This window comes from Pseudomonas sp. ArH3a, from assembly GCF_022648765.1.
Classification (GTDB): domain Bacteria; phylum Pseudomonadota; class Gammaproteobacteria; order Pseudomonadales; family Pseudomonadaceae; genus Aquipseudomonas.
On sequence record NZ_CP080330.1, the window covers coordinates 6,615,470 to 6,638,603 of the forward strand.

Here is a 23,134-nt window from a genome sequence, read left to right on the forward strand (position 1 = left end):
GTCGAACTCCGTCGTCAGTCGCGCGCTAAAAGGCGCGGGGCAAGTTCTTTGAGAGCGCGACGATAAACCTCGCGCTTGAATGTCACCACCTGGCCCAGCGGGTACCAATAGCTGACCCAACGCCAGCCATCGAACTCCGGTTTACCGGTCAAATCCATCCGCACCCGCTGCTCGTTGGAGATCAGGCGCAGGAGAAACCATTTCTGCTTCTGGCCGATGCACAGCGGTTGGCTGTGGGTACGCACCAGGCGTTGCGGCAAACGATAGCGCAACCAGCCGCGTGTACAGGCCAGAATTTGCACATCTTCACGCTCAAGGCCGACTTCTTCGTTCAACTCACGGTACAAGGCGTCTTCAGGGGTTTCGTCGGGGTTGATTCCGCCTTGAGGAAACTGCCAGGCATCTTGGTTGATTCGGCGAGCCCATAGCACCTGTCCGGCATCATTCGTAAGAATAATCCCGACATTAGGACGGAAACCATCGGGGTCGATCACGGCAACAACCTCGCAAACGCATGTCGCCGCATTGTTCCACAAAGGTTGTTCCAGCGGCAACGAGGCTTCTTACCTTATGTGCACTCTTGTGAAAAGACCGTATTCTGGACGCCTTTTTACAGACTTTTCAGCGAGTAACTGCAATGCGCCTGGCTTTATTCGACTTGGACAACACACTTCTGGGCGGTGACAGCGACCACGCCTGGGGCGATTACCTCTGCGAACGCGGGATTCTCGACGCGGTGGCCTACAAGGCCCGCAACGACGAGTTTTACCAGGACTACCTGGCCGGCACGCTGGATAACGCCGCTTACCTGAACTTCTGCCTGGAAATCCTCGGCCGCACCGAGATGGCCCAGTTGGACGAATGGCACAACGACTACATGCGCGACTGCATCGAGCTGATCATGCTGCCCCAGGCAGTGGAACTGCTGGCCAAGCACCGCGCTGCCGGCGACAAGCTGGTGATCATCACCGCCACCAACCGCTTCGTCACCGCGCCAATTGCCGCACGCCTGGGCGTCGATACCCTGATCGCCACCGAGTGCGAGATGGAAAATGGCCGCTACACCGGGCGCAGCACCGATGTGCCGTGCTTCCGTGAAGGCAAGGTGACGCGCTTGAATCGTTGGCTGGAAGAAACCGGGCACAGCCTGGAAGACAGCTATTTCTATAGCGACTCGATGAATGATTTGCCACTGCTGGAGCAAGTGACCCACCCGGTGGCGGTGGATCCGGATCCGAATTTGCGGGCTGAGGCCCAGAAGCGCGGCTGGCCGGTGATAACACTGCGAAGCTGATGGCCCCATCGCAGGCAAGCCAGCTCCCACACCTAGATTCGTGAATACATTCAAGTGTGGGAGCTGGCTTGCCTGCGATGAAGTCGACTCAGTCCCAAGCCCTACATCGGCTTAGCCACCATCAAATAGAAAATCACCATAAACGCCAAAAACGCCGGCCAGCCTAGGCCAAACCACCAGCGCATATAGGTCGCCGCCTTGATCGGCATCGCCGTGCCGTCGCGCAACGCCTGCTCCGCCATCTTGTGCACACGAATCTGCAACCACACCACCGGCAACCAGCAAACCCCAGCCAGGCAATACAGGCCGACGGTCCATTGCAGCCAGCTCTGCTGCATCGACCAACCCGCCAAGTGCATCAAGCCGACCCCGCTTAAGGGCTGGAACACCGCCGTGGTTGCGGTAAACGCCCAGTCGGCGAACACCAGGTGCTTGAACGTCACGGCGATGACTTCAACCTTGCCGCTGCGCCAGGCGCGCAAGGCATAGTAAGCCGAGCCCGCGCCCAACCCGAATAGAATGGTCGAGGACAGGATATGCAGGGTTTTCAGCAGCAGGTACGCGCTCATCGACGAGGCTCATTCAAAAAAGGTTCAGTCCAAAGAAGCCATACAGTCGCCACCATCAGCACCAGGTTCTTGGCGACGGCGGCATAAGGGTCAAACCAGTAATGGGGCAGAACAAAGCTGATAAACACGGTGTAACCGGCCATCAGCAGCAGTTGCAGGATCAGGGCCTGCCTGCGCCAGCGCTTCACCAGCAAGCCCAGGCCCAGCAGGGCATCGCAGGCCGAACCGCCGATAACAGCGAGTGTCGCCCAAGTACCTTGCACGCCCGCCTCGGCCATGATGCGCAGGCCCCAGTCGTAACCCGGGCCAAGGCAGACCGCTGCGGTGCCCAGCCAGATCAGCACCATCACCGCCAGCATCAGAGGGCGGACAGTGCGCTGGCTGCTGATGGCCGCGTTCGGCCAATCCTGCAGGCGCGAGGCCAGCGGCGCGGCGGTATAGCCGCAGACCGAGGCCAGCACCTCGGGGTCGGCCACATTGTCCTGTTGCGCCAGGGCGATACTTTGTCGGTTCAAAACCTGCCAGCCCAGGCGATCACCCAACCAACCGCCCAACCTCAGCAGCGGCACTTGCACGTAGCGGCCCGCCTCCCAGCCTTGAGCCGCGCGCAGGTGGTCAACGACCTGCGACAGCCGCATCGGCTCGGGCCCCACCAACGGCAGCACCATTGATTCGGCAGGCCACTGGCGCAGCAGGGCCATTACCGCACCGACCAGATCGTCGATATGCACGGGCTGCACCTGGGCCTTGAGGTCGAGCAGCGGAATCAGCGGCCAAGGCGAAAGCCCGGCCAGCCACGCACTGCTGGTGCCGCCCGCGCCCACCACCAATGAAGGCCGAAGCACCACAGCGGTTATGCCCAGACTGAGCAGATAATCATCCGCCAAGCCTTTGCTGGCCAGGAACGGCAGGTCGGATTGCGCCGCAGCGCCCAAGGCGGAAATCTGCAACACCCGCACGCCACGCTGGGCGGCCAGATCAAACAGCACGCGAGTGCCCTGATCCTGCACCCGGCTCAACTCAGCCACATCCACGCTGAGCAGGCCCGCCGCATTGATCAATAAATCAACAGATTCAGGAAAGACAAAGTGCTCGGGGTCGACAGCCAGGCGGCCAAGGTCCAGCGAACGCCACTCAACCCCCGGCCAACTCTGGTGTTGAGGCGTTCGAGAGGTCGCGATCACGCAGTGTCCGGCGTGCTGCAAGGCGCGCAACAGATGGCGGCCCACAAACCCTGTGGCGCCGACCAGAAGGACGTTCATGAAGCCCCTTTAGACCGGCTTGGCGCCCATCAACCCGGCAATCGCCACAAACCCCACCAGGCTGACCACGGCCAGCGCCAGGGTGAAATTCAGGCTGCCACCGCCGCCCAGGCGCAGGCGGTTAAGCCGTGCCACCAGCCAGAACCAGGCCAGCGCCGCCACGGTGTAGAGGATGCTGGAACCCAGAATCCAGGTTTGCCCCAGCGGCCAGCCGATCAAATGCGCCAGCCACCAGCCGGTGAATGGCATGCTGACCATGCAAACCCCCATCAGCAGCCACACAAATGCCCACGGGCGTTGCACGGTAACCGCCGGGCCGGCACTGCGCTTGCGCCAGGCCAGTACCGCCAGGCCCAGGCCACAGAGCAACAGCAACACAGTGGCGGTGATGTGGATAACTTTTAGGGTGGTCAGCGTTTCCATGGTCTTGATTCCTTATAGGCCGCTCAGTCAGCGTAGTCGCTCAACCGAGGAACAGCTGGTAGGCCGGGTTTTCGCTTTCATCCCAGTACGGGTAGCCGATTTGCGCCAATGCGGCCGGCACCAAATGGCGCTCGTCCGCCGGCACTTGCAAGCCGGCGACCACACGGCCGTCGGCCGCGCCGTGGTTGCGATAGTGGAACATCGAGATGTTCCAGCGCCCGCCCAATTTGTTAAGAAAGTTGAACAGCGCGCCCGGGCGTTCCGGGAATTCGAAACGCAATACCAGCTCGTCGCTGACTTTCGCCGCGTGCCCACCGACCATATGACGAATGTGCAACTTGGCCAGTTCGTTCTCGGTCAGGTCCAGCACCGGGAAACCCTGGCTGGTGAGGCTGGCGATCAACGCGCTGCGCGGGTCGTTTTCCGGGTGAGTCTGCACGCCAACGAAGATGTGCGCCTCGCGGCCGGAGTGGTAGCGGTAGTTGAATTCGGTGATCTGGCGCTTGCCCACGGCCTCGCAGAAGGCCTTGAAGCTGCCCGGCTGCTCGGGGATGGTCACGGCGATGATAGCTTCGCGGCCTTCACCCAGCTCGGCGCGCTCGGCCACATGGCGCAGGCGGTCAAAGTTGACGTTGGCACCGGAGTCGATGGCCACCAGGGTTTGCCCGGTGATGCCTCGGGTCTCGACATACTTCTTGATCCCCGCCACACCCAATGCGCCCGCCGGCTCGGTGATGGAGCGGGTGTCGTCGTAGATGTCCTTGATCGCCGCGCAGATTTCATCGGTGCTGACGGTGATCACTTCGTCCACATAGTCTTTGCAGATGTCGAACGTGTGCTGGCCGATCTGCGCCACCGCCACGCCGTCGGCAAAGATACCGACGGTCGGCAATACCACGCGCTCACCGGCAGCCATGGCGGCTTGCAGGCAGTTGGAGTCGTCCGGCTCAACGCCGATGATCTTGATCTCCGGGCGCAGGTATTTCACGTACGCCGCAATACCGGCAATCAGCCCGCCGCCGCCCACCGGTACGAAAATCGCGTCCAGCGGCCCCGGGTGCTGGCGCAGAATTTCCATCGCCACGGTGCCCTGCCCGGCAATGGTGTGCGGATCATCATAGGGGTGAATGTAAACGTAGCCTTTTTCGTCGACCAGTTTCAGCGAGTAGGCCAGGGCTTCCGGGAAGGAATCACCGTGCAGCACCACTTTGCCGCCACGCGAACGCACGCCTTCGACCTTGATCTCCGGGGTGGTCTTGGGCATCACGATGGTGGCCTTGACCCCCAACACCTTGGCCGCCAGGGCCAGGCCTTGGGCGTGGTTGCCGGCAGACGCGGTGACCACGCCGCGCGCGCGTTCTTCAGCGCTCAGTTGGGTCAGCTTGTTGTAGGCGCCCCGAATCTTGAACGAGAACACCGGCTGCAAGTCTTCACGCTTGAGCCAGACCTTGTTGCCCAGCCGCTCGGAGAGCTGGCGCGCGGTCTGCAAGGGGGTTTCTACGGCAACGTCGTAAACGCGCGAGGTGAGGATCTTTTTGACGTACTGTTCAAGCATCGGAAAGCATCACTGGGCGGGTTGGGCAGGGCCAAGGAGTCTAACCCAGCGTTTAGCCGGGCGACCACACGAATCCCGAGGTTTTGTTGGGTTATACTCGCCGCCCTCGATAATTCCCCGCCCGTTCCGGAGCCCGCATGACCCAGGATCAACTCAAACAGGCAGTGGCCCAGGCCGCCGTCGATTTAATCCTTCCTAAACTCGACGACAAAAGCATCGTCGGTGTCGGCACCGGCTCCACCGCCAACTGCTTTATCGATGCGCTGGCCCTGCACAAGGGCGCGTTTGACGGCGCCGTGGCCAGCTCCGAAGCCACCGCCGCGCGCCTCAAGGGCCATGGCATTCCGGTGTACGAGCTCAATACCGTGAGCGACCTGGAGTTCTACGTCGACGGCGCCGATGAAAGCGACGAGCACCTGAACCTGATCAAAGGCGGCGGCGCAGCCCTGACCCGCGAGAAGATCGTCGCGGCCGTGGCCAAGACCTTTATCTGCATCGCCGACGCCAGCAAGCTGGTGCCGGTACTCGGCGCGTTCCCGCTGCCGGTGGAAGTGATCCCGATGGCCCGCAGCCACGTGGCCCGCGAGCTGGTGAAACTGGGCGGCGACCCGGTGTACCGCGAAGGCGTGTTGACCGATAACGGCAACATCATCATCGACGTGTTCAACCTGCAGATCACCAACCCGGTGGAGCTGGAAACCCAGATCAATGCGATCGTCGGTGTGGTGACTAACGGTTTGTTCGCCGCGCGCCCGGCTGATGTGTTGCTGCTGGGCACCTCTGAAGGCGTGAAAACCCTCAAGGCCTAAAGCTCACCGCCTGGCTTTGTGTGGGAGCTGCGGTGCGACGATTCGACTTGCCTGCGATAGCATCGCCTCGGTTTAACTGACACACCGAGCCGTTCGCATCGCAGGCAAGTCGAATCGTCGCACCGCAGTTCCCACATTTGATTCCATTGTCCGAAAGATCCATGTAACAAAAACGCTACTTTTCGCAGCATCCCCCTCCAAAATCGTGCGCCAAGTCACGACATCTCACACCTCAATCAGTATCAAATCCGTTACAAATTACAGCCAAGCGACCCACGCGTTTAACAATGCGCCACTTCGCAGTCGCCCACGGAATGAGGCGCGCATTGTGCAATGGGTCTGGGCTTGAACATCCCCATCACCTCAAGGACGACCTTGTGATAAAGCCCTTAGCCCTCGCGATCAGCGTTGTCGGCACGCTGCTGTCGACACACACCCAGGCCTACGATTACGGCCAACATGCCAACACCACCCTGGAAAAGCTGATCAACGACTACCCCGGCCGGTATCGCGGCACCGCCAATTTCGCCGGCGCCGCGGATTGGATGCAAAGCCAGATGGGTTCGGCCTACAGCCTTAGTCGCCAGAATTTCACCTGGAACAACGGCAGTCGCGCCTCGCAAAACGTGGTGGCCTACGCCGCCGGCACCAAACCGCAGTACGTGGTGATTGGCGCGCATTTCGATACCTACTTCGGCCGCCCGGCCCTGCAAGGCCTGGACGACAATGGCTCCGGCGCCAGCGTGCTGACCGAGGTGGCGAAGAACCTCGGCGGCTTGCAGTTGGAAAACGGCCTGCAAATCGTCGGCTTCGGCGCCGAAGAAGAAGGCCTACGCGGCTCCAAGGCCTTCGTCGACTCACTCAGCGCCAGCCAGCGCGCGAACATGCTGGCGATGATCAACCTCGACAGCCTGATCACCGGCGACATGATGTACGCCCACGCCGGCCAGAACAGCACCGCCAACCCCGCGCTGGCCTCATTGCGCGAACACGCCTTGCAGATCGCCAAGGAGCTGAACATCACGCTGTTCACCAACCCGGGCCTGGACCCGCAATACCCCAAGGGCACCGGTTGCTGCAGCGATGGCGAACCGTTCGAACCGCTGAAAATTCCGATTCTGTACATAGAAGCCACCAACTGGGAGCTGGGCGACCTGGACGGCTACACCCAGACCAACAACCCGAAAATCCCCGGCGGCTCCACCTGGCACGACCCGGCCGAGGACAACAAAGCCGTACTCACCGACGCCTTCGGCCAGGCGCGTATCGACCAGCGCCTGCGCGACTATTCGCGCCTGCTCAGCCGCCTGGTGCTGGAGCTGACCAACGCCGACCTGATGGCCTCGACCGCCTCCGGCGGCGCCGTTGCGCGCAATATGCAGGACAACCTGCAGCGCCAGCACCAAGCCATGGTGCGCCTGCATGATCGCCGTTGGCTGACCTTGCAAGCGGCCAGCCGCGAGGTGGGAAGCTTCGATGGCGAAATCGGTGTGGACGGCGAATACAACCCGGACAGCGGCTTCGACAGCCCACTCAACCCCGAGGCGCGGCGCCTGGGCGTGCATGCGCTGGGCGATTACCAACTCACCTCCAACCTGAACATCGGCGCCAGCCTGAGCTACCTCAATGGTCGCGACAAACTTGAGCACCGCGGCAAACTGGACAGCGACACCTGGCAGGCTGCGGCCTACGCCTTGCTCAATGACGGCGGCCCAAGCTGGCTGGCCGGCGACCTGAGCGTCGGCCATACGCGCTTCGACGCCAAGCGCAACCTGCTGATCCAGGCCAATGGCGGCCCGATCCTGCTCAACCAGCGACTGAGCGGCAACACTGACGCCCTGTCCTTGGGCGCGCGGGTGCTTGGCGGCTATGATTTCGATTTCGGCGCGATCAAGAGCGGGCCGTTTGCCGGCCTGGATTACAGCCATTACCGCATCGATAAATTCCACGAGAAACAGAACCTGCGCACCGCGCTTGAGTACGAAGAACAAGCCTTCGATTCCCTGGAAGCCAGCCTCGGTTGGCGCGTGCGCGGCGCAGTCGCCCTGCCCTATGGCTTGAGCCTGCTGCCTTACGGCGATATCGCCTGGGTCAAGGAGCTGGCAGATGGGCGCCTGGATGACCTCGACCTGACCGCCCACGCCGACGGCCAGGCGCGCACCGCCAAACTGGGTTCAGTGGATAAAAGCTTTGGCCGCGCGCAAATCGGCAGCCAACTGGCGATCACCCCGCAGTTGGGCGTTTACGCCGAGGTGAACAGCCGCCTTGGGCATGCCGAAGGCAGCCAGACCGGCTATTCGCTGGGTGTGCAGTGGATGTTTTGATCAGGGCTTTTTGAACACGTAAAACAGGTTCGGCTCGCTGACCAGGTACAAGCTGCCGTCATCGTCCATGGCGATACCTTCGGCCTGGGGCACACGTTTTTGCAGACCATGGCGCCCGTTGAGCAGAGAAAGGCTGCTTAACGGGCGACCGTCGATGTCCAACTCCAGCACCAAAAACGACTCATCCGACAGCGCCAGCAAATGCCCGCTGCGCTCGTTGTATTGCAAGCTCGACAGGTCGCGCACAAACAGCCCGGCATCACGCTTAGGGTTGTTGATCACGTGCACCGAGTAGGTTTTTTCCGGCTTGAAATGCGGAAAACCGTGGACCTCGTAGATCAGCATCGGGTCGCGCTCCTTGGCCACGAACAGGCGTTTACCTACCGAGTCATACGCCAGGCCCTCGAAACCCTTGTTACCACCGATGTGCACACCCAAGGTCATCTGCTCTGCGTCGGCAGCGTCAAGGAACTGGGTGTCATCATTCACATGCACCTTGATCAGCCGCTGCTGGGCTTCATCGCTGATGACGTAGATGTTGTCGCTGATGAACTCCACCGCCTCGGCATCGCCAAAGCCCACCAGCGCAATGCGCCGCAAGATCTTGCCGTCCAGGGACAGCTCGACCAGCTCGGCGTTTTTGTTGGTGACGGTAAACAGGCTTTTTCGCACCGGGTCGTAAGTGAGTGCCGAGACGTCATCGTCGAGGCCTTCGATCACTTTGGCTTCCAGGCTGACACGGTAATCGGCCAAGCCGATGGAGCGCTCATTGGCGGGCTGGCCCCACGCCTGCCAGTTGAACCACGCGCGTTCGAACAAGCGAAATTGCTGTGCGACCACCGCGCCGGTGACCAAGGCGATCAGCAACACCAAAAAAAACGCGGGTTTGGGGCGGGTAAGTCGGCGCATCAGGCAAGCTCAACGTCAAAAAGTGGCGAATGAATATCACGCCTGTCTGAATTTAAACTTAAACGCAGCCGACTGCCTGGCGAATGACGCTCCTAGCGCTGTATCCGACGTAATCGTCAGTTATTTCTGTTTCTCGAAGCGATAAAACAGGTTCGGCTCACTGACCATGTACAACGTGCCGCTCTCATCCATGGTCACGCCTTCGGCACGCGGGATGGTCTGCTTGAGGCCGTTGAAGCCACCGAGCAGGGTCATGAAGCTCACTTGCTCGCCCTTTGCATCCAGCTCCAGCAACAGGTGGGAGTCGGCCGACAGCACCAGCAAGTGCCCGGTGCGCGGGTCGACATCCAGGGCCGAAAGGTTGCGCATGTCCAACTCGGTGCTGGCGACTTTTTGCTTGTCGCCTGTCAGCGTGGCGCCATCGCTTTTCCAGGTAAACAGCGCAGGTGGGCGCTCTTCGCCGAGTACGATTTGCTGGTTACGCTTGTCCCAGGCGATGCCTTCAAACGCTTTGTTCTGGTCCTTGGACGGGCCGAGGTCGTAGGTCTTGAAGTCAGCGATGTTCAGTTGTTGAGTGCCGGCATCGACTGTCACCACGGTGAGCGTGTGCATGCGCTCATCGACAATGGCCATCAAGCCATTCTCCATCACCGTCAGGCCTTCCGGGTTGTTCCAGCCGTTGAGCGGCATTTTGCGCAGCACGTCGCCTTGCAGGCTCAACTCAACCAGGAACGGGTTTTTGCCCATCACGGAAAACAGGGTTTTGGTCTGCGGGTTGTAGGCCAGGTCCGAAGCCTCGTCCTTCTCCATGCCGGGCAGCAACTTGCCGTCGATGACCGCGTGATAGTCCGGCAGCCACACACTGGCTTGTTGTTCGGCCGGCGTCTCAAAGCGCTCCGCCACCCACAGCGCACCACGATCGTCCCAGTGCATGAGCCAGGCAACGCCATACACAATCGCCCCGGCGAGGAACAGCCAGGAATACCAGCGCAGGGCAAAACGTGAACGGGGCTTGGGTGTCGCGGTGGGCAAGGTCACGGCCATTGAGCGCTTTTCCGGAAAGTCAGCGTTAGGTGATAGCACAGGATCAACAGGCCTGCGCGCAGGAGGCTGGAATTATCCGGATGGCGTGTGAAAAAAATGCAAAAGCCTGGGATTCTGAGGATGTACTCAATCAAATGTGGGAGCTGGCTTGCCTGCGATAGCATCACCTCAGTATCACTGATACACCGAGGTGTCCGCATCGTAGGCAAGCCAGCTCCCACATTTGAAGTGCATCCAGCCTTTAGCGAACGCTGCTTTCGAAGCGGCTCACGCCCGCCAACTCCAGCACCAACTCATCCCCCACATTCAACGGCCCCACACCCGCCGGGGTGCCGGTGAGGATCACGTCGCCGGCCTGCAGCGAGAAGCAGCCGGCCATGTGCTGGATCATCGGGATGATCGGGTTGAGCATCTGCGCGCTGTTGCCGTCCTGGCGCACTTGGCCGTTGATGGTCAGGCGGATGCCGATGTCGGTCACGTCCGCAAAGGTGCTACTCACCACAAACGGGGCAATCACAGCGGCGCCGTCGAACGACTTGGCGATTTCCCACGGCAGGCCTTTGGCTTTCAGCTCGGCCTGCTTGTCGCGCAGGGTCAGGTCCAGGGCTGGGGCGAAGCCGGAGATGGCGTCCAGCACTTCTTCACGGCTGGGTTTGGTCGACAAGGGCTTGCCGATCAACACCGCGATTTCCGCTTCGTAATGCACCGAACCGCGCTCGGTAGGGATGGTGAAGCCGCCTTCCAGTGCGACCACGCAGCTGCCCGGTTTGATGAACAGCAGCGGCTCGGTCGGCACCGGGTTGTCCAGTTCCTTGGCATGTTCGGCGTAGTTACGCCCGATGCACACCACTTTACCCAGGGGAAAGTGGATGTTGGTGCCGTCGACATACTTGTGCTGGTAGCTCATGGAACGACTCCTTCAGGGGCGATTAAACAGCGAAGATCTTGCCCGGGTTCATGATCCCGTTAGGGTCGAACACCGCCTTCACTGCCTTCATGTATTCGATTTCAACCGGTGAGCGGCTGTAGGTCAGGTAATCGCGTTTGGTCATGCCTACGCCGTGCTCGGCGGAGATCGAGCCGTTGTACTTCTGAACGGTTTCGAACACCCACTTGTTGACGGTGGCGCATTTGGCGAAGAACTCGTCCTTGCTCAGGTTTTCCGGCTTGAGGATGTTCAGGTGCAGGTTGCCGTCGCCGATGTGGCCGAACCAGACAATTTCGAAGTCCGGGTAGTGTTCGCCGACGATCGCGTCGATTTCCTTCAAGAACGCCGGCACTTTGGAGACAGTGACCGAAATATCGTTCTTGTATGGGGTCCAGTGGGAAATGGTCTCGGAGATGTACTCGCGCAGTTTCCACAGGTTGTGCAGCTGGGTTTCGCTTTGGCTCATCACGCCGTCCAGCACCCAGCCCTGCTCGACGCAGTGCTCGAAGGTTTCCAGGGCGTGGTTGGCAACTTCTTCGGTGGTGGCCTCAAATTCCAGCAGCGCGTAGAACGGGCAGTCGGTTTCGAACGGCGCGGGTACATCGCCACGGCCCATAACTTTGGCCAGGGCTTTGTCGGAGAAGAATTCGAAGGCGGTCAGGTCCAGCTTGCTCTGGAACGCATGCAGCACCGGCATGATCGAGTCGAAATCAGTGGTGCCGAGCACCATGGCGGTGAGGTTTTTTGGCGCACGGTCCAGGCGCATGGTGGCTTCAACCACGAAACCCAGGGTGCCTTCAGCGCCGATAAACAGCTGGCGCATGTCGTAGCCGGTGGCGTTCTTGATCAGGTCGCGGTTCAGTTCCAGCACATCACCTTTGCCGGTGACCACTTTCATGCCGGCCACCCAATTGCGGGTCATGCCGTAGCGAATCACCTTGATCCCGCCGGCATTGGTGCCGATATTGCCGCCAATCTGGCTCGAACCGGACGAAGCGAAGTCCACCGGGTAGTACAGGCCTTTTTCTTCGGCGACGTTCTGTAATTGCTTGGTGACCACGCCCGGCTGGCACACGGCGGTGCGGTCGGTGAGGTTCACGCCGAGAATCTGGTTCATGTAGTCGAACGACACGACCACTTCGCCATTCGCCGCCACAGCAGCAGCCGACAGACCGGTGCGGCCACCCGACGGCACCAGTGCCACCTTGTGTTCATTGGCCCAACGCACGATGGCTTGCACCTGTTCGGTGGTCTTGGGGAACACGATGGCGCTAGGCGCGGGCGCGAAGTGCTTGGTCCAATCCTTGCCGTAAGCCTCCAGGGAGTCTGCATCGGTCAGCACTTTGCCAGGCTCAACCAGGGTCTTCAGCTCATCAATCAGGGCAGGATGGGTCATCGACAGAACTCTCGAACAATTCATGGTCATCCTGAGAACGCTTCACGTCGCAGGAATAGGTGTTTAGCGGGGCGCGTATGCTAGCATACCGCCCCCGCAGGACAGAGCCCAAGGGCGTTCTGCGGTGACGGCTTTCCTGCCGTCCGGGTCAGCTCTTGTGCACTGATTCAAGGCACTAACTGCTCGATTCCCTGCCATTTTTCTCCGGGATACAGGTTTACGCAGATGAGCAAGACTTCTCTCGATAAGAGCAAGATCAAGTTCCTTCTTCTGGAAGGCGTCCACCCATCGGCTGTCGACGTACTGAAAGCCGCTGGGTACTCCAGCATTGAGTACATCACCAGTTCTCTGCCGGAAGCCCAGTTAAAGGAAAAGATCGCCGACGCGCACTTTATCGGCATTCGCTCCCGCACTCAGCTGACCGAAGAGATCTTCGACCACGCCAAGAAACTCGTGGCTGTCGGCTGTTTCTGCATCGGCACCAACCAGGTCGACCTTAACGCTGCACGTGAGCGCGGTATCGCGGTGTTCAACGCACCGTACTCCAACACCCGTTCCGTTGCTGAACTGGTGCTGGCCGAGGCCATCCTGCTGTTGCGCGGTATCCCAGAGAAAAACGCTTCCTGCCACCGTGGCGGCTGGATCAAAAGCGCGGCCAACTCTTTCGAAATCCGCGGCAAGAAGCTGGGTATCGTCGGTTACGGCTCGATCGGCACTCAACTGTCAGTGCTGGCCGAAGGCTTAGGCATGCAGGTGTTCTTCTACGACACCCTGACCAAGCTGCCATTGGGTAACGCCACTCAGGTGTCGAGCCTGACCGAGCTGCTGGGCATGTCCGACATCGTCACCCTGCACGTTCCGGAAACCGCTGAGACCCAGTGGATGATCGGCGAGAAGGAAATCCGCGCCATCAAGAAAGGCGGCATCCTGATCAACGCTGCACGTGGCACCGTGGTTGAGCTGGACGCCCTGGCCGACGCGATCAAGGACAAGCACCTGATCGGCGCCGCGATCGACGTGTTCCCGGTGGAGCCACGCTCCAACGACGACATCTTCGAAAGCCCGCTGCGTGGCCTGGACAACGTGATCCTGACTCCACACATCGGCGGTTCCACCGCTGAAGCCCAAGCCAACATCGGCCTGGAAGTGTCGGAAAAACTGGTCAAGTACAGCGACAACGGTACGTCGGTGTCTTCCGTCAACTTCCCGGAAGTGGCGCTGCCGGCTCACCCTGGCAAGCACCGCCTGCTGCACATCCACCAGAACATCCCTGGCGTGATGATGGAGATCAACAAGGTCTTCGCGGAAAACGGCATCAACATCTCCGGTCAGTTCCTGCAGACCAACGAGAAGGTCGGCTACGTGGTGATCGACGTCGACGCCGAGTACTCGGACCTGGCGCAAGAGAAGCTGCAGCACATCAACGGCACGATTCGTAGCCGCGTATTGTTCTAAGGCTTTAAACGCTGCATAAAAAATGGGAGGCCCGCAGGGGTCTCCCATTTTTTTGTCTGAACAAATCTTACTTAACGTTAACCGTGATCACTTTCGAGGCTACAGTAGGGTTGAACTGCATGTGCAGTTTGTCGCCAGCTACCAGCTGCAAGGTGTGCTTGCCTGGGGTGAGGGTCAGCTGGGTTTCGGTCTGGGCCTTGCCGTAGTGGATCACGGTGTCGGTGGCCGGGATCGGCACGCTGGCGTCCGGCAGCTCTTTCTGGTCAATCAGCAGGTGGTGGTGGCCGGTGCCTGGGTCCTGGCTGGTCGCCGGGGCCAACTGCAGGCCTTCCATGCCGAATTTGACGGTGAAGGTTTTATCGACGGTGGCGCCGTCTTTTGGCGACACGATAAACACTTTGGCACCTTCAGGTGGCGCACTGCGCGGAATACCGTCAGCCGCAGTAGCCAGCATCGAAGCACCCAGCAACAGGCTGGCCAGGGTGGCACGGGACAAAAAGGCTTTCATTCGCTTCTCCAGTTTTTCTATGAAATCTGTAGGGTTATGACAACTTCGCGACAAATTGCTGTCCAAGGCACTGAACACCATAGCAAAGCGATGCTGATCGGCGCCTCGCACAGACGAATTCTTTAGGAGCGACCATGCGCTTTTCGCCTGGCCTTGTACTTTTACTGCCCCTTCTGAGCCCATTGGCTCACGCCGAATTGATCGATGATGTGTTTGATCGCGGCGAACTGCGCATCGCCCTGGAGGCCAACACGCCGCCATTCAGCTTCAAGGACGGCGACAAGCTCACCGGTTTTGAAGTGGAACTGGGCGAGCAACTGGCGAAGGAAATGGACGTGCGCCCCTCGTTTATCACCACCGATGACACTGACCTGCTGCCGGGCGTGGAAACCGGCAAGTACGACGTGGCCATCAACCATATCGCTATGACTGCCGAGCTGAAGGATCGTTTCGATTTCAGTGAGCCTTATCGGGAAAAGCCTGAGCTGGTGATTCCGTTCCAGAAGGGCAACCCGGCGTTCAAGAGCAGCTTGGACAAGGCGTTGCAGCACGTGAAGGCCGATGGCCGACTGAAGGCGCTGGCGCAGAAGTGGTTTGAGAACGATACGAAGGCCGAATAAATACTCGGTCAATGTGGGAGCTGGCTTGCCTGCGATAGCGACGGGTCAGCACCTAATGTGTGACTGACACACCGCTATCGCAGGCAAGCCAGCTCCCACATTTTTGATCTATATAAGGCTTGAGAGATGCCGTGCCGCTTCGGACAGCTCCAGCTCACTGAACACCAACACCCCATGGCGCTTGAGCAACGCCGCCGTCACCCCTTCACCGCTCACCTTTACACCAGTGAACGTGCCGTCATAGGTCAACAGGTTACCGCAGGAAGGGCTATTGGCCTTGAGAATGGCGATGCGGATGTCATGGCGCTGCACCAGCGCCAACGCCTGGCGGGCGCCATCGAGAAAGGCGGCGCTGAAGTCTTCGCCCTCGGCGGTCAGCACCTGAGCGCGGCCTTCCCACACATCGATGCCCTGCCCGCCCGGTATCTCGGCGGAGGGACGCGGCGTGGGCAAACCGCCCGACACTTCCGGGCAGATGGCAACCACGCGGCCTTCAGCCTGCCACGCCGCCAATTGATCAAATGGGCCACTGGCTCCGCCGTCGTAGCGCACCTTGTGCCCGAGCAGGCAGCGGCTGATCAGAATCTTTTGCATGGTTAAAAAGGCTCGTTACCCCGGCGGCGAAACCAGCCGGTCAGGGACAGGCGTTCGCGCGTGGCGGGCAGGACTTCGTGGGGCACCTCCCCGGACAGGAACACCACCAGGCTGCCGCCGGTGGGCACCACGTCATGTTCGACGCCGCCCTTGAGGTACATGCGCAACTGGCCGCCATGCTCGGGCAGCCAGGCATCGTTCAAATACACCACGGCCGAGACCATGCGCCGGTCATCGTCGCGAAAACGGTCCACGTGCTTGAGGTAAAACGCCCCCGGCGGGTACATCGCGAAATGGCTTTCGAAGTCTTCCAGGCCCAGAAACAGGCCGCGATTCATCGCCTGGCGCAGGCTGTCCATCACGCCCATGTAGGTCTCGCAGACTGCGGCATCCCCCTCTTCCAGCCACTGGATATGGTCACCGCGAATCCCCTCGCGAATCTCCTGGGCCGGGCCGCGTCCTACGGCTGCAGGCGCCAATTCACCCTCTGCCGCACGTTTACGGCACTCAGCCGCCAGTTCCAGGGTCAGAGCCTGGGGCAGGAAGCCGTTCTGCTGCGACCAACCTTTTTCGGCCAGGTCGTCGACGATGCGTTGCAGCAGGGGATGATCAAGGGGTATTTGCATGGCGCGCATAGTATCCATACGCCTGTGAATCCGACAGAGCCGCCGAGCGTCTGAATACACTTTAGTCAGGTGACCGATAGGATTTCTCGACAAATCCTACGCCCGACACGGACAATAGTGGCCGACTGACAGGAGTCCATATGCGTCGTTTGTTTTTTTCCATGCTGATGTTCTGCGTTTTGCCCGCGTGGGCAGACGGCCATGACCAGTTGTACAAGGTCGCCGGCTGGGCCGAACAACGTGCGCATTTCAATGACGCCCTCAGTGCCGCCCAGCAACGCTACCGCAATAGCCTGCCGCCGGCGGTGTACCAGGCGCTGGTGGACAACAGCAATAAACGCTTTGCCGCCCAAGCCGTGGACCAACGCGCCGAAGCGCAATTGCGTAAGAACCTCACGGACCCGAAACCGGCCCTGGCGTTTTTCCAATCGCCGTTGGGCCGCAAGATTGTCGCCGCCGAGTTGCTGGCTACGCGCCGCGACCAACTTGCAAAAAACTCAAAGGGCCTGCCGCACATCGAAGCCGACGCCACCCGCAGCCTGATCATCGGCCACCTGGCCCAGGCGCTGCCCGCCCGTGAAGCCGGCGCGGAAGTCAGCTTGGCGATTGCCGGTGTGGCGGCCGATAGCCTAAGCCAGATGATCCCGGGCCTGTTGGGCGGTGGTCAGGCTCAAGGCATGTTGAATGGCCAGCGTGAGCGGCTGATGCAGCAGATTGGCAATGACCTGAACAACACGTTGCTGTACGTCTATCGGGATTTGTCTGACCCGGAGCTGGAAGAATTCGCCACGTTTGCGGAGTCGCCGGAGGGTCGGACGTATTACAAAGCGGCGCTTGCAGCCATTCGCGCAGGCTTGGCGGTCGGCCAAAGCACCTCAAGCCTGGCGCCGTAATCATTGTGGGAGCTGGCTTGCCTGCGATAGCGGTGGATCAGTCACAAATAAGCTGCTGACCCACCGTTATCGCAGGCAAGCCAGCTCCCACATTTAGTCCGTATTACTTCAGATGGTCGGTGAGGTACTTGAAGTATTCCTCACGAATCTGCGCAATCTCATTCGCCAAGTGATGCCTGCCACGCGGGATCATTAACACCTCAGGCTGATCAAACTTGCCCCGCAGCACCTGCAAGTTGTGCTGCCAATCCACCGTCATGTCTTCCTCACCCTGCACAATCACCGGCCGCCGCGGGCTGCGCGGGGCGGCTTCGATGCGTTTGATCCAGCGCGCCAGTGCGCCAACCCAGGCGGTGGGCAACTGGCGCGGCTGCAGCGGGTCAGCTTCCAGGAACGGCTTGAACTTAGGGTCGTTGGTGTTCTCGCTGAACCGCCGGGCGATGCCTTTGACGAAGGGCCGCAGCAGGTAATAGCTGACCTGCGACCACCCCCACGCACGCGGGCGCACCAAGGGTGACAGCAGGAAGGTCTTGCCCTGCGCCGGGCTGTCGGCGCCGTGATGGAGCAAATGGTCCACCACCACCGCGCCGCCCGTGCTTTGCCCGAACAGGTGCCAGGGCTGTGGCAGTTGCAGCGCCTTGGCTTGGGCGAACAGCGCCTGCACCACGTCCTGATACACCGCAAAATCGTCGATGCTGGCACGTGCGCCGCTCGACAGGCCATGGCCCGGCAAATCGCAGGCGATGACCACGAAGCCTTGGTCCAGCGCCCAGTCCACCACGTTGCGGTACAGACCCATATGGTCGTAGAAGCCGTGAAACATGAACATTGTCGCCACAGGCACAGGCGGCCACCACACTTGGGCGACAACCTCAAAGCCGTCCACCTCAAAACACCCCAGGCGGCTCACCGCCGGTACTTTGCGCGCGGCCAGGTCCAGCCCGTAGAAGCGCTGGTAGACCCGCGCCTCGGCGCTGAGCGGTTGCGCGTCCACAAGTGGCCGCAAGCTTTCACGCAGATGATCGGGGTCAAAGCTGACAGGCATAAAAGGTTCCAGACTTGCGGTGAAGATGAATATCGAGCTGCGATATTCATCTGTCCGGGCAAGCATGGCAAGCTACGCGACCTGTGAGGATAGTTCTGAATGCGACAGCCCTACCGTTCCGCCTTGTTCGCCAGCCTGACCCTGATCATCTGCGCCGGCGTGCTGTGGGCGGCGTATGACTGGTTCCAGGGTCGCTACTTGCGCGCATTCAGCGAACACACGGCCGTCTTCTCCGGCGATGCCCTGCGCCTGCCCGCCGAACTCTCAGGCCCCGGCCCGATCCGCCTGGTGCACTTCTGGGACCCGGCCTGCCCGTGCAACGTCGGCAACCAACAGCACCTGGGCGAGTTGATCGAGCAGTACGCGCCCCAAGGCGTCGAGTTCTACGCCCTGCAAAAAGCCGGCAGCCACGGCCAGTTGCCCGACAACCTGCGCAAGATGAAAACCCTCAACGCCTTGCCCGGCGCCGATCAGGTACCGGCCACGCCTGCCGTGGGTATTTGGGATCGCACGGGCAAGCTCGCGTATTTCGGGCCCTATAGCGAAGGGCTCACGTGTAATTCCAGCAACAGTTTCATTGAGCCGATCCTGCAAGCCCTTGAGGCCGGACGCGAAGTAGACGCCACCCACACCCTGGCAGTGGGCTGCTATTGCGCGTGGAGCAAGGCGTCAAACTGAACACAGGCTGTTCAACTGGCAAACTCCAATTACCCGATTCACAGCCTGCTGTATCGTACGTTTTCAGTGAGATTGTAAGCGTAGGAATACATGAGCCAGTTAACCATCATCCTCTGGATGCTCAACGTTATCGTTGATACGTCCGGCCAGCTGGCCTTTAAAGCCGCCGCCTCAGCCAGCGCCGAACATGACGGTCTGGCCCACTGGAAGCACATGCTCAAGCGTCCATGGATCTGGCTGGGCGTGATCTGTTATGTCTTCGAATTCGTGTTGTGGCTGGCGTTCCTGACACTCGTACCACTGTCGGTTGGTGTGATGCTGGGCTCCATCAATATTGTCGTGATCATGATTGCCGGGCGTTTCCTGTTTAAAGAGAACCTGAGCAAATGGCGCTTGATCGGCATCATGCTGATCGCCTGTGGCGTGACTGTCGTAGGGTTTGAATGATGAAACGTTTCTATATCCTGGGTTTTCTGGCGCTGATCATTTTCGACACTTTGGCGCAGGTCAGCTTCAAATTCGCCTCGGTGCATGCCGAACCGCTGACCATGGACGTCGCCTGGCTGGTCCGGGTGTTTGGCGCACCGTGGATCTACGGCGCCTTTGTGGGCTATATCGGCGCCTTCTTCACCTGGATGACCTTGCTCAAATACGCCCCCGTGGGCCCGGCGTTTGCGGCTTCCCACCTGGAGTTGATCAGTGTGACGCTGATCTCCGTGTGGCTGTTCGATGACACCTTGACCCTGCCTAAAATCATCGGTGGCGCGCTGATTATCGCCGGCATCCTCTGCCTGGCGCGCAGCGAAGACAAAGAGAGCAAACAGGTCGAGGTCGAGCCGGCGCAGGCCCCGGTGTCATGACACACCCATGGGAAATCCCGCCGACCGCAGGGCTGCCTTTGCGCTGGCGGGATTTACTCGGTTTCTCGGGCGGCCTGGCCGACTCGCTGGCCCGCCAATTCTCGATTCCACGGCCGGCGCTGCCCTGCTCCGGCACCGCTGCGCTGATCATCGCCCTGCGCACCTTGCAGCAGCGTATGCCCGGCCGCACGCGCCTCATCGTGCCCGCCTACACCTGCCCCTTGGTGGCATTGGCCGCGCATTACTGCCCGCCGCTGCGAGTAGTGCCCTGTGATTTGCAGCCCAACAGCATTGACCTCGATGAACAGCAACTGGCGCACCTGTGCGACGACAGCACGCTGGCGGTGGTGGTCACTCACCTGGCTGGGCGCGTGGCCGATGTGGGTGCCGCCAAGCGTATTGCCGACGCCGTCGGTGCGGCAGTCATCGAGGACGCCGCGCAAGCCATGGGCGCCCTTGACGATGGCCGTAGCGTTGGGCTCAAAGGCGACGTAGGTTTTTTCAGCCTGGCATTGGGTAAAGGCCTGACGACAGCCGAAGGCGGTGTGCTGTTCAGTCGCGACCCGGTGTTGCACCAGGCGCTGCACCGCCAGTGCCGGCAAGACCTGCCCTTCAGCCTGCGCTGGGAGCTGCAACGCAGCGCCGAACTGTGGGGTTACGCCCTGGCCTATCAGCCGCGTGGCTTGTATTACGTGTATGGCAAGGCGCTGCGCAAAGCGTTGGCCCAAGGCGATGAAGTGGCCGCCGTGGGCGACGACTTTTCGGTTAACGACATCCCATTGCACCGTCTCGGCGGCTATCGCCAGAAGGTCGGGGCCGCCGCGCTGGCGCGCCTGCCGGATTATTTGCAACAGGGCCAAACCCGCGCCTTACGCCGTGCAGCACGCTTAAATGCCTTGCCCGGCGTCTCGGTGGTAATGGACCGGCCCGGGCAGCAAGGCACCTGGCCTTTTTTGATGGTGATGATGCCGTCTGCACAGACACGTGATGCGGCGATGGCGCAGCTGTGGACCTCAGGGCTGGGCGTGACCCGCCTGTTTATCCACACCTTGCCGGACTATCCGGCGGCGGCCCCGCTGTTGCAGCCAGGCGGCGACCTTACCCAGGCCCAAGCCTTCGCCGCCCGCACACTGTCAATCAGCAACAGCCATTGGCTGACGGACGAACACTTCGAACAGGTACTGGCTCAGCTCAAGGTTATTGTCGCCAGCCCTGATTGATACGGTCCACCAAACGGCCATTCAGCGCGTTCTGTTGCTGTTGCCAAATCTGCACTTGCGCCTCAGGCAGCGCCTCTTGGCCATCGGAAGCACTCAACCAACGCTTGAACTTGCTTTCATAGTGGTACGCCGACACGTCGCCGGTAATGTCCGCGCCGATGATCAGGCCATGGCAGGCGCTGATCAGGTCGTTCAAGTGCTGCTCCAGAAACTCGCCCTGGTCCCAGTTGGTGTTCACCACCTCGGGGCTCAACACGTCTTTGTCGATGGACAGGTAAACCGGCAACGAACGGTCAAACTGCGCCAAGAACGCGCGCATCAAATCGTCCGGGTTGCTGAAGGCGCGATTGCTGCGACCGGCGCCGACCCAGTTCATCCAGCGCGTGTCGACGTTGACGTTCCAGTAGGTCAGCTTGCGCTTGAGCAGCGGCGACCAGTGATTCTCCCAGGCGTGGCCCAGGCCGATATCCTGCGAGCCGATGCCCAGCACATGCACATGCTCGACCTGCGGCAAGCGGCTGGCCCAATAGACCCACGAGCCGCAATGGATGCCGAACGGGTAACGCATGTTGTCGGGGTGGTTGTCGCAAATGATCAACTGGAACTTCTGCTGCGTTGGCAGTCGGTTCAGCAACAACTGGCTGAGGTGGTGATAGTCGCCACTGCCGGTAAACACACAGCCGTAGTCACCGGGCATTTGCGCGTGCAGGGCCGTCTCCAGCGCCTTGAACTGCGCCCACCGGCAGCCGAAGCGGATTTTTTCCTGCCAGGCCTGTAGCGCTAAGGTGGTCGCGCCGGGGATGTCACTGACGGCGCCATCAAAATCCAGAATCAGCGGCGGTCGGGCCAGGCTCATGAGGTGTGCTCCTGTTGCCACTGGGCATCGCTTTCAAAGTGATGGCGGAACCGACTGCCCAGCTTGCGCAGCAGCGGGTTGCGCACCCAGACCAGGTGGCGGGTGAAGGTAAAGTCGGCGCCAAGGCTGGCCTTGACCTGTGGGTCGGTCCAGCCGGCCACGTAAAACTTCAGCCCATTGGCCAGCGCGTACTCAAGGTTTACAAACCAACTGACGAAGTACAGGTTGAATTCCAGCGCCAGCGGGTAATTGAGGCCGATGTACTTGTCGAGCAGCTTGTCGCCTTCCACGTAGCACAGGTTGTAGCCGATCAGTTCATCGCAGTGCCAGTAGCAGAACACGCGCCCATTGCTGCTGGCGTCGCGGAACAAGCCACGGAAAAATTCAGGGGTGAGCAGGTCAAAGTGGATCTCGCTCTGGTCGTACACCGCCTTGTACAGCCCGTACAAGTGCGTGAGCCAGGCGTCATCGTTGAAGCGCGCATCGCCGGTCTCCAGGACTTCCACGCGCATCGCTTCACGACTGCGCAGTTTGCGCCGGATATTGCGCCGACGGCTGTGGGACAAGCGCGCCAAGTATTCGTCGATGCTGGTGAAGTTGATCGGCACATAGGCCAGCGCCTGGCCTTCCAGGCTGATGAAGCCACGCTGGGTGCAATCGTCGATCAAGGCTTGCGCGTAAAGGTTGTCCGCGTCGCTGAGCAACGGTGAGTTGTACGGCACGTCTTTGATCACGGTGAGTTTGCGCTGCGGTGCACATTCATATTGCAGCCACTGCGCGAGGTCCTGGGGCGACACGCCTTGGGGAAACGGCGAGTACTCACTGACGGTAGTGCCCACGAAGCAGCTGTCGATACGCAGCCACGAACGCCAAAACCGATACCCCGGCCAGTTGCGAACGCGCTGCTCGAACCCATCGTCGGCGGTGGTCAACAGGTCGAATGGCGTGAAAAAATACGGCAGGCCCTGCTCGGATAGCCGGGCGTCGAAGCCCTCCGGCGGGTGCTGCAAAAAGCGCTTGATCAGCGATTGCGCTTCCAAGCAGCACGCGTAAGTCGCCTCGGCGCGGCTGGGTTCTGGCAATGGTTGCGTGGCGCAAGTCATGGGAAAAAGCTCATAGATGACAGCGCAATACTAGCCTTTTGACTTGCCGGTCACTTGAACCTCGGCTGTCGGCGAGGCACATCGGGCGCGTTATCAGCATTTCCCTCAGCCCTCACCAAACCTATTAGACTCCGTTGACCTAAAAGGCGAATGACCAAGGATC

At 60.5% G+C, this 23,134-nt stretch carries 25 protein-coding genes; 10 read left to right on the forward strand and 15 right to left on the reverse strand.

Annotated elements, in window-relative coordinates:
• Window positions 1-14 precede the first annotated feature (14 nt).
• The gene (locus tag K0P33_RS30550; protein ID WP_003176750.1) at window positions 15-494 is read right to left on the reverse strand and encodes an RNA pyrophosphohydrolase; all 480 of its coding nucleotides are present in this window, start codon (window positions 492-494) and stop codon (window positions 15-17) included.
• A 143-nt stretch (window positions 495-637) separates the two neighbouring features.
• Between K0P33_RS30550 and K0P33_RS30555 the strand changes: the two genes are divergently transcribed.
• The gene (locus K0P33_RS30555; protein WP_242153333.1) at window positions 638-1,294 is read left to right on the forward strand and encodes an HAD family hydrolase; all 657 of its coding nucleotides are present in this window, start codon (window positions 638-640) and stop codon (window positions 1,292-1,294) included.
• A 101-nt stretch (window positions 1,295-1,395) separates the two neighbouring features.
• On the opposite strand, the gene K0P33_RS30560 is transcribed toward K0P33_RS30555, so the two are convergent.
• Genes K0P33_RS30560 through ilvA form a run of 4 tightly spaced genes read right to left on the reverse strand, consistent with a single transcriptional unit; the run spans window position 1,396 to window position 5,103 of the window.
• A complete protein-coding gene (locus K0P33_RS30560) occupies window positions 1,396-1,863 on the reverse strand; it encodes a DUF2269 domain-containing protein (RefSeq protein WP_242153337.1) in 468 nt (155 codons plus the stop codon).
• Window positions 1,860-3,125, reverse strand: a complete 1,266-nt coding sequence (locus K0P33_RS30565; RefSeq protein ID WP_242153340.1) for an SDR family oxidoreductase — start codon at window positions 3,123-3,125, stop codon at window positions 1,860-1,862. Before K0P33_RS30565 ends, K0P33_RS30560 begins: the two co-directional genes overlap by 4 nt.
• Window positions 3,126-3,134: 9 nt before the next feature.
• The gene (locus tag K0P33_RS30570) at window positions 3,135-3,548 is read right to left on the reverse strand and encodes a DUF2269 family protein (RefSeq protein WP_242153343.1); all 414 of its coding nucleotides are present in this window, start codon (window positions 3,546-3,548) and stop codon (window positions 3,135-3,137) included.
• A gap of 40 nt (window positions 3,549-3,588) precedes the next feature.
• A complete protein-coding gene (gene ilvA / locus K0P33_RS30575) occupies window positions 3,589-5,103 on the reverse strand; it encodes a threonine ammonia-lyase, biosynthetic (protein WP_094949209.1) in 1,515 nt (504 codons plus the stop codon).
• 137 nt (window positions 5,104-5,240) lie between these two features.
• On the opposite strand from ilvA, the gene rpiA reads away from it, so the two are divergent.
• On the forward strand, window positions 5,241-5,912 hold the full coding sequence (gene rpiA / locus K0P33_RS30580; protein ID WP_094949210.1) for a ribose-5-phosphate isomerase RpiA: 672 nt from the start codon (window positions 5,241-5,243) through the stop codon (window positions 5,910-5,912).
• Window positions 5,913-6,289: 377 nt separating this feature from the next.
• Window positions 6,290-8,236 (forward strand): autotransporter domain-containing protein, encoded by a 1,947-nt coding sequence (locus K0P33_RS30585; RefSeq protein WP_242153346.1) that lies wholly within the window; start codon window positions 6,290-6,292, stop codon window positions 8,234-8,236.
• Here the strand turns inward: K0P33_RS30585 and K0P33_RS30590 are convergent, their stop codons facing one another.
• From K0P33_RS30590 to K0P33_RS30605, 4 genes are all read right to left on the reverse strand, one after another.
• Entirely contained in the window at window positions 8,237-9,145 is a 909-nt protein-coding gene (locus tag K0P33_RS30590; protein ID WP_094949212.1) for an SdiA-regulated domain-containing protein, read from the reverse strand.
• Between the two features lie 120 nt (window positions 9,146-9,265).
• Window positions 9,266-10,189 carry an SdiA-regulated domain-containing protein gene (locus tag K0P33_RS30595; protein WP_242153349.1) on the reverse strand — a complete coding sequence of 308 codons (924 nt, stop codon included), beginning with the start codon at window positions 10,187-10,189 and terminating at the stop codon, window positions 9,266-9,268.
• 241 nt (window positions 10,190-10,430) lie between these two features.
• Window positions 10,431-11,096 (reverse strand): fumarylacetoacetate hydrolase family protein, encoded by a 666-nt coding sequence (locus tag K0P33_RS30600; RefSeq protein WP_094949215.1) that lies wholly within the window; start codon window positions 11,094-11,096, stop codon window positions 10,431-10,433.
• Window positions 11,097-11,118: 22 nt separating this feature from the next.
• Complete coding sequence (locus K0P33_RS30605; RefSeq protein WP_094949216.1) at window positions 11,119-12,513, reverse strand: FAD-binding oxidoreductase; 1,395 nt, start codon at window positions 12,511-12,513, stop codon at window positions 11,119-11,121.
• 225 nt (window positions 12,514-12,738) lie between these two features.
• Between K0P33_RS30605 and serA the strand changes: the two genes are divergently transcribed.
• Window positions 12,739-13,968: a phosphoglycerate dehydrogenase gene (gene serA, locus K0P33_RS30610; protein WP_010167810.1), complete on the forward strand. Its 1,230-nt coding sequence runs from the start codon at window positions 12,739-12,741 to the stop codon at window positions 13,966-13,968.
• A 67-nt stretch (window positions 13,969-14,035) separates the two neighbouring features.
• Here serA and K0P33_RS30615 read toward each other — a convergent pair whose 3' ends face one another.
• The gene (locus tag K0P33_RS30615; RefSeq protein ID WP_094949217.1) at window positions 14,036-14,476 is read right to left on the reverse strand and encodes a DUF4399 domain-containing protein; all 441 of its coding nucleotides are present in this window, start codon (window positions 14,474-14,476) and stop codon (window positions 14,036-14,038) included.
• Between the two features lie 134 nt (window positions 14,477-14,610).
• On the opposite strand from K0P33_RS30615, the gene K0P33_RS30620 reads away from it, so the two are divergent.
• Entirely contained in the window at window positions 14,611-15,096 is a 486-nt protein-coding gene (locus tag K0P33_RS30620) for a transporter substrate-binding domain-containing protein (RefSeq protein ID WP_242153352.1), read from the forward strand.
• Between the two features lie 108 nt (window positions 15,097-15,204).
• Here the strand turns inward: K0P33_RS30620 and K0P33_RS30625 are convergent, their stop codons facing one another.
• A complete protein-coding gene (locus tag K0P33_RS30625) occupies window positions 15,205-15,690 on the reverse strand; it encodes a DUF523 domain-containing protein (RefSeq protein ID WP_094949219.1) in 486 nt (161 codons plus the stop codon).
• Window positions 15,691-15,692: 2 nt separating this feature from the next.
• Window positions 15,693-16,325, reverse strand: coding sequence for a 2OG-Fe(II) oxygenase (locus K0P33_RS30630; RefSeq protein ID WP_094949220.1), 633 nt, complete (start codon window positions 16,323-16,325; stop codon window positions 15,693-15,695).
• A 131-nt stretch (window positions 16,326-16,456) separates the two neighbouring features.
• Between K0P33_RS30630 and K0P33_RS30635 the strand changes: the two genes are divergently transcribed.
• Window positions 16,457-17,209 (forward strand): DUF2059 domain-containing protein, encoded by a 753-nt coding sequence (locus tag K0P33_RS30635; protein WP_094949221.1) that lies wholly within the window; start codon window positions 16,457-16,459, stop codon window positions 17,207-17,209.
• Window positions 17,210-17,312: 103 nt separating this feature from the next.
• Here the strand turns inward: K0P33_RS30635 and K0P33_RS30640 are convergent, their stop codons facing one another.
• Window positions 17,313-18,254: an alpha/beta hydrolase gene (locus K0P33_RS30640; protein WP_242153357.1), complete on the reverse strand. Its 942-nt coding sequence runs from the start codon at window positions 18,252-18,254 to the stop codon at window positions 17,313-17,315.
• A 99-nt stretch (window positions 18,255-18,353) separates the two neighbouring features.
• On the opposite strand from K0P33_RS30640, the gene K0P33_RS30645 reads away from it, so the two are divergent.
• From K0P33_RS30645 to K0P33_RS30660, 4 genes are all read left to right on the forward strand, one after another.
• Complete coding sequence (locus tag K0P33_RS30645; RefSeq protein ID WP_094949223.1) at window positions 18,354-18,932, forward strand: DUF6436 domain-containing protein; 579 nt, start codon at window positions 18,354-18,356, stop codon at window positions 18,930-18,932.
• Window positions 18,933-19,022: 90 nt separating this feature from the next.
• Entirely contained in the window at window positions 19,023-19,379 is a 357-nt protein-coding gene (locus K0P33_RS30650; protein WP_094949224.1) for an EamA family transporter, read from the forward strand.
• Window positions 19,379-19,792: an EamA family transporter gene (locus tag K0P33_RS30655; RefSeq protein WP_094949225.1), complete on the forward strand. Its 414-nt coding sequence runs from the start codon at window positions 19,379-19,381 to the stop codon at window positions 19,790-19,792. Before K0P33_RS30650 ends, K0P33_RS30655 begins: the two co-directional genes overlap by 1 nt.
• A complete protein-coding gene (locus K0P33_RS30660; protein ID WP_094949226.1) occupies window positions 19,789-21,012 on the forward strand; it encodes a DegT/DnrJ/EryC1/StrS family aminotransferase in 1,224 nt (407 codons plus the stop codon). Before K0P33_RS30655 ends, K0P33_RS30660 begins: the two co-directional genes overlap by 4 nt.
• Here K0P33_RS30660 and K0P33_RS30665 read toward each other — a convergent pair.
• Together K0P33_RS30665 and K0P33_RS30670 are read right to left on the reverse strand one after the other, a co-directional pair.
• Window positions 20,990-21,868, reverse strand: coding sequence for a hypothetical protein (locus K0P33_RS30665; RefSeq protein WP_094949227.1), 879 nt, complete (start codon window positions 21,866-21,868; stop codon window positions 20,990-20,992). The genes K0P33_RS30660 and K0P33_RS30665 overlap by 23 nt on opposite strands.
• Window positions 21,865-22,971: a GNAT family N-acetyltransferase gene (locus K0P33_RS30670; RefSeq protein WP_242153360.1), complete on the reverse strand. Its 1,107-nt coding sequence runs from the start codon at window positions 22,969-22,971 to the stop codon at window positions 21,865-21,867. The genes K0P33_RS30665 and K0P33_RS30670 overlap by 4 nt, the downstream gene beginning before the upstream one ends.
• Window positions 22,972-23,134 lie beyond the last annotated feature (163 nt).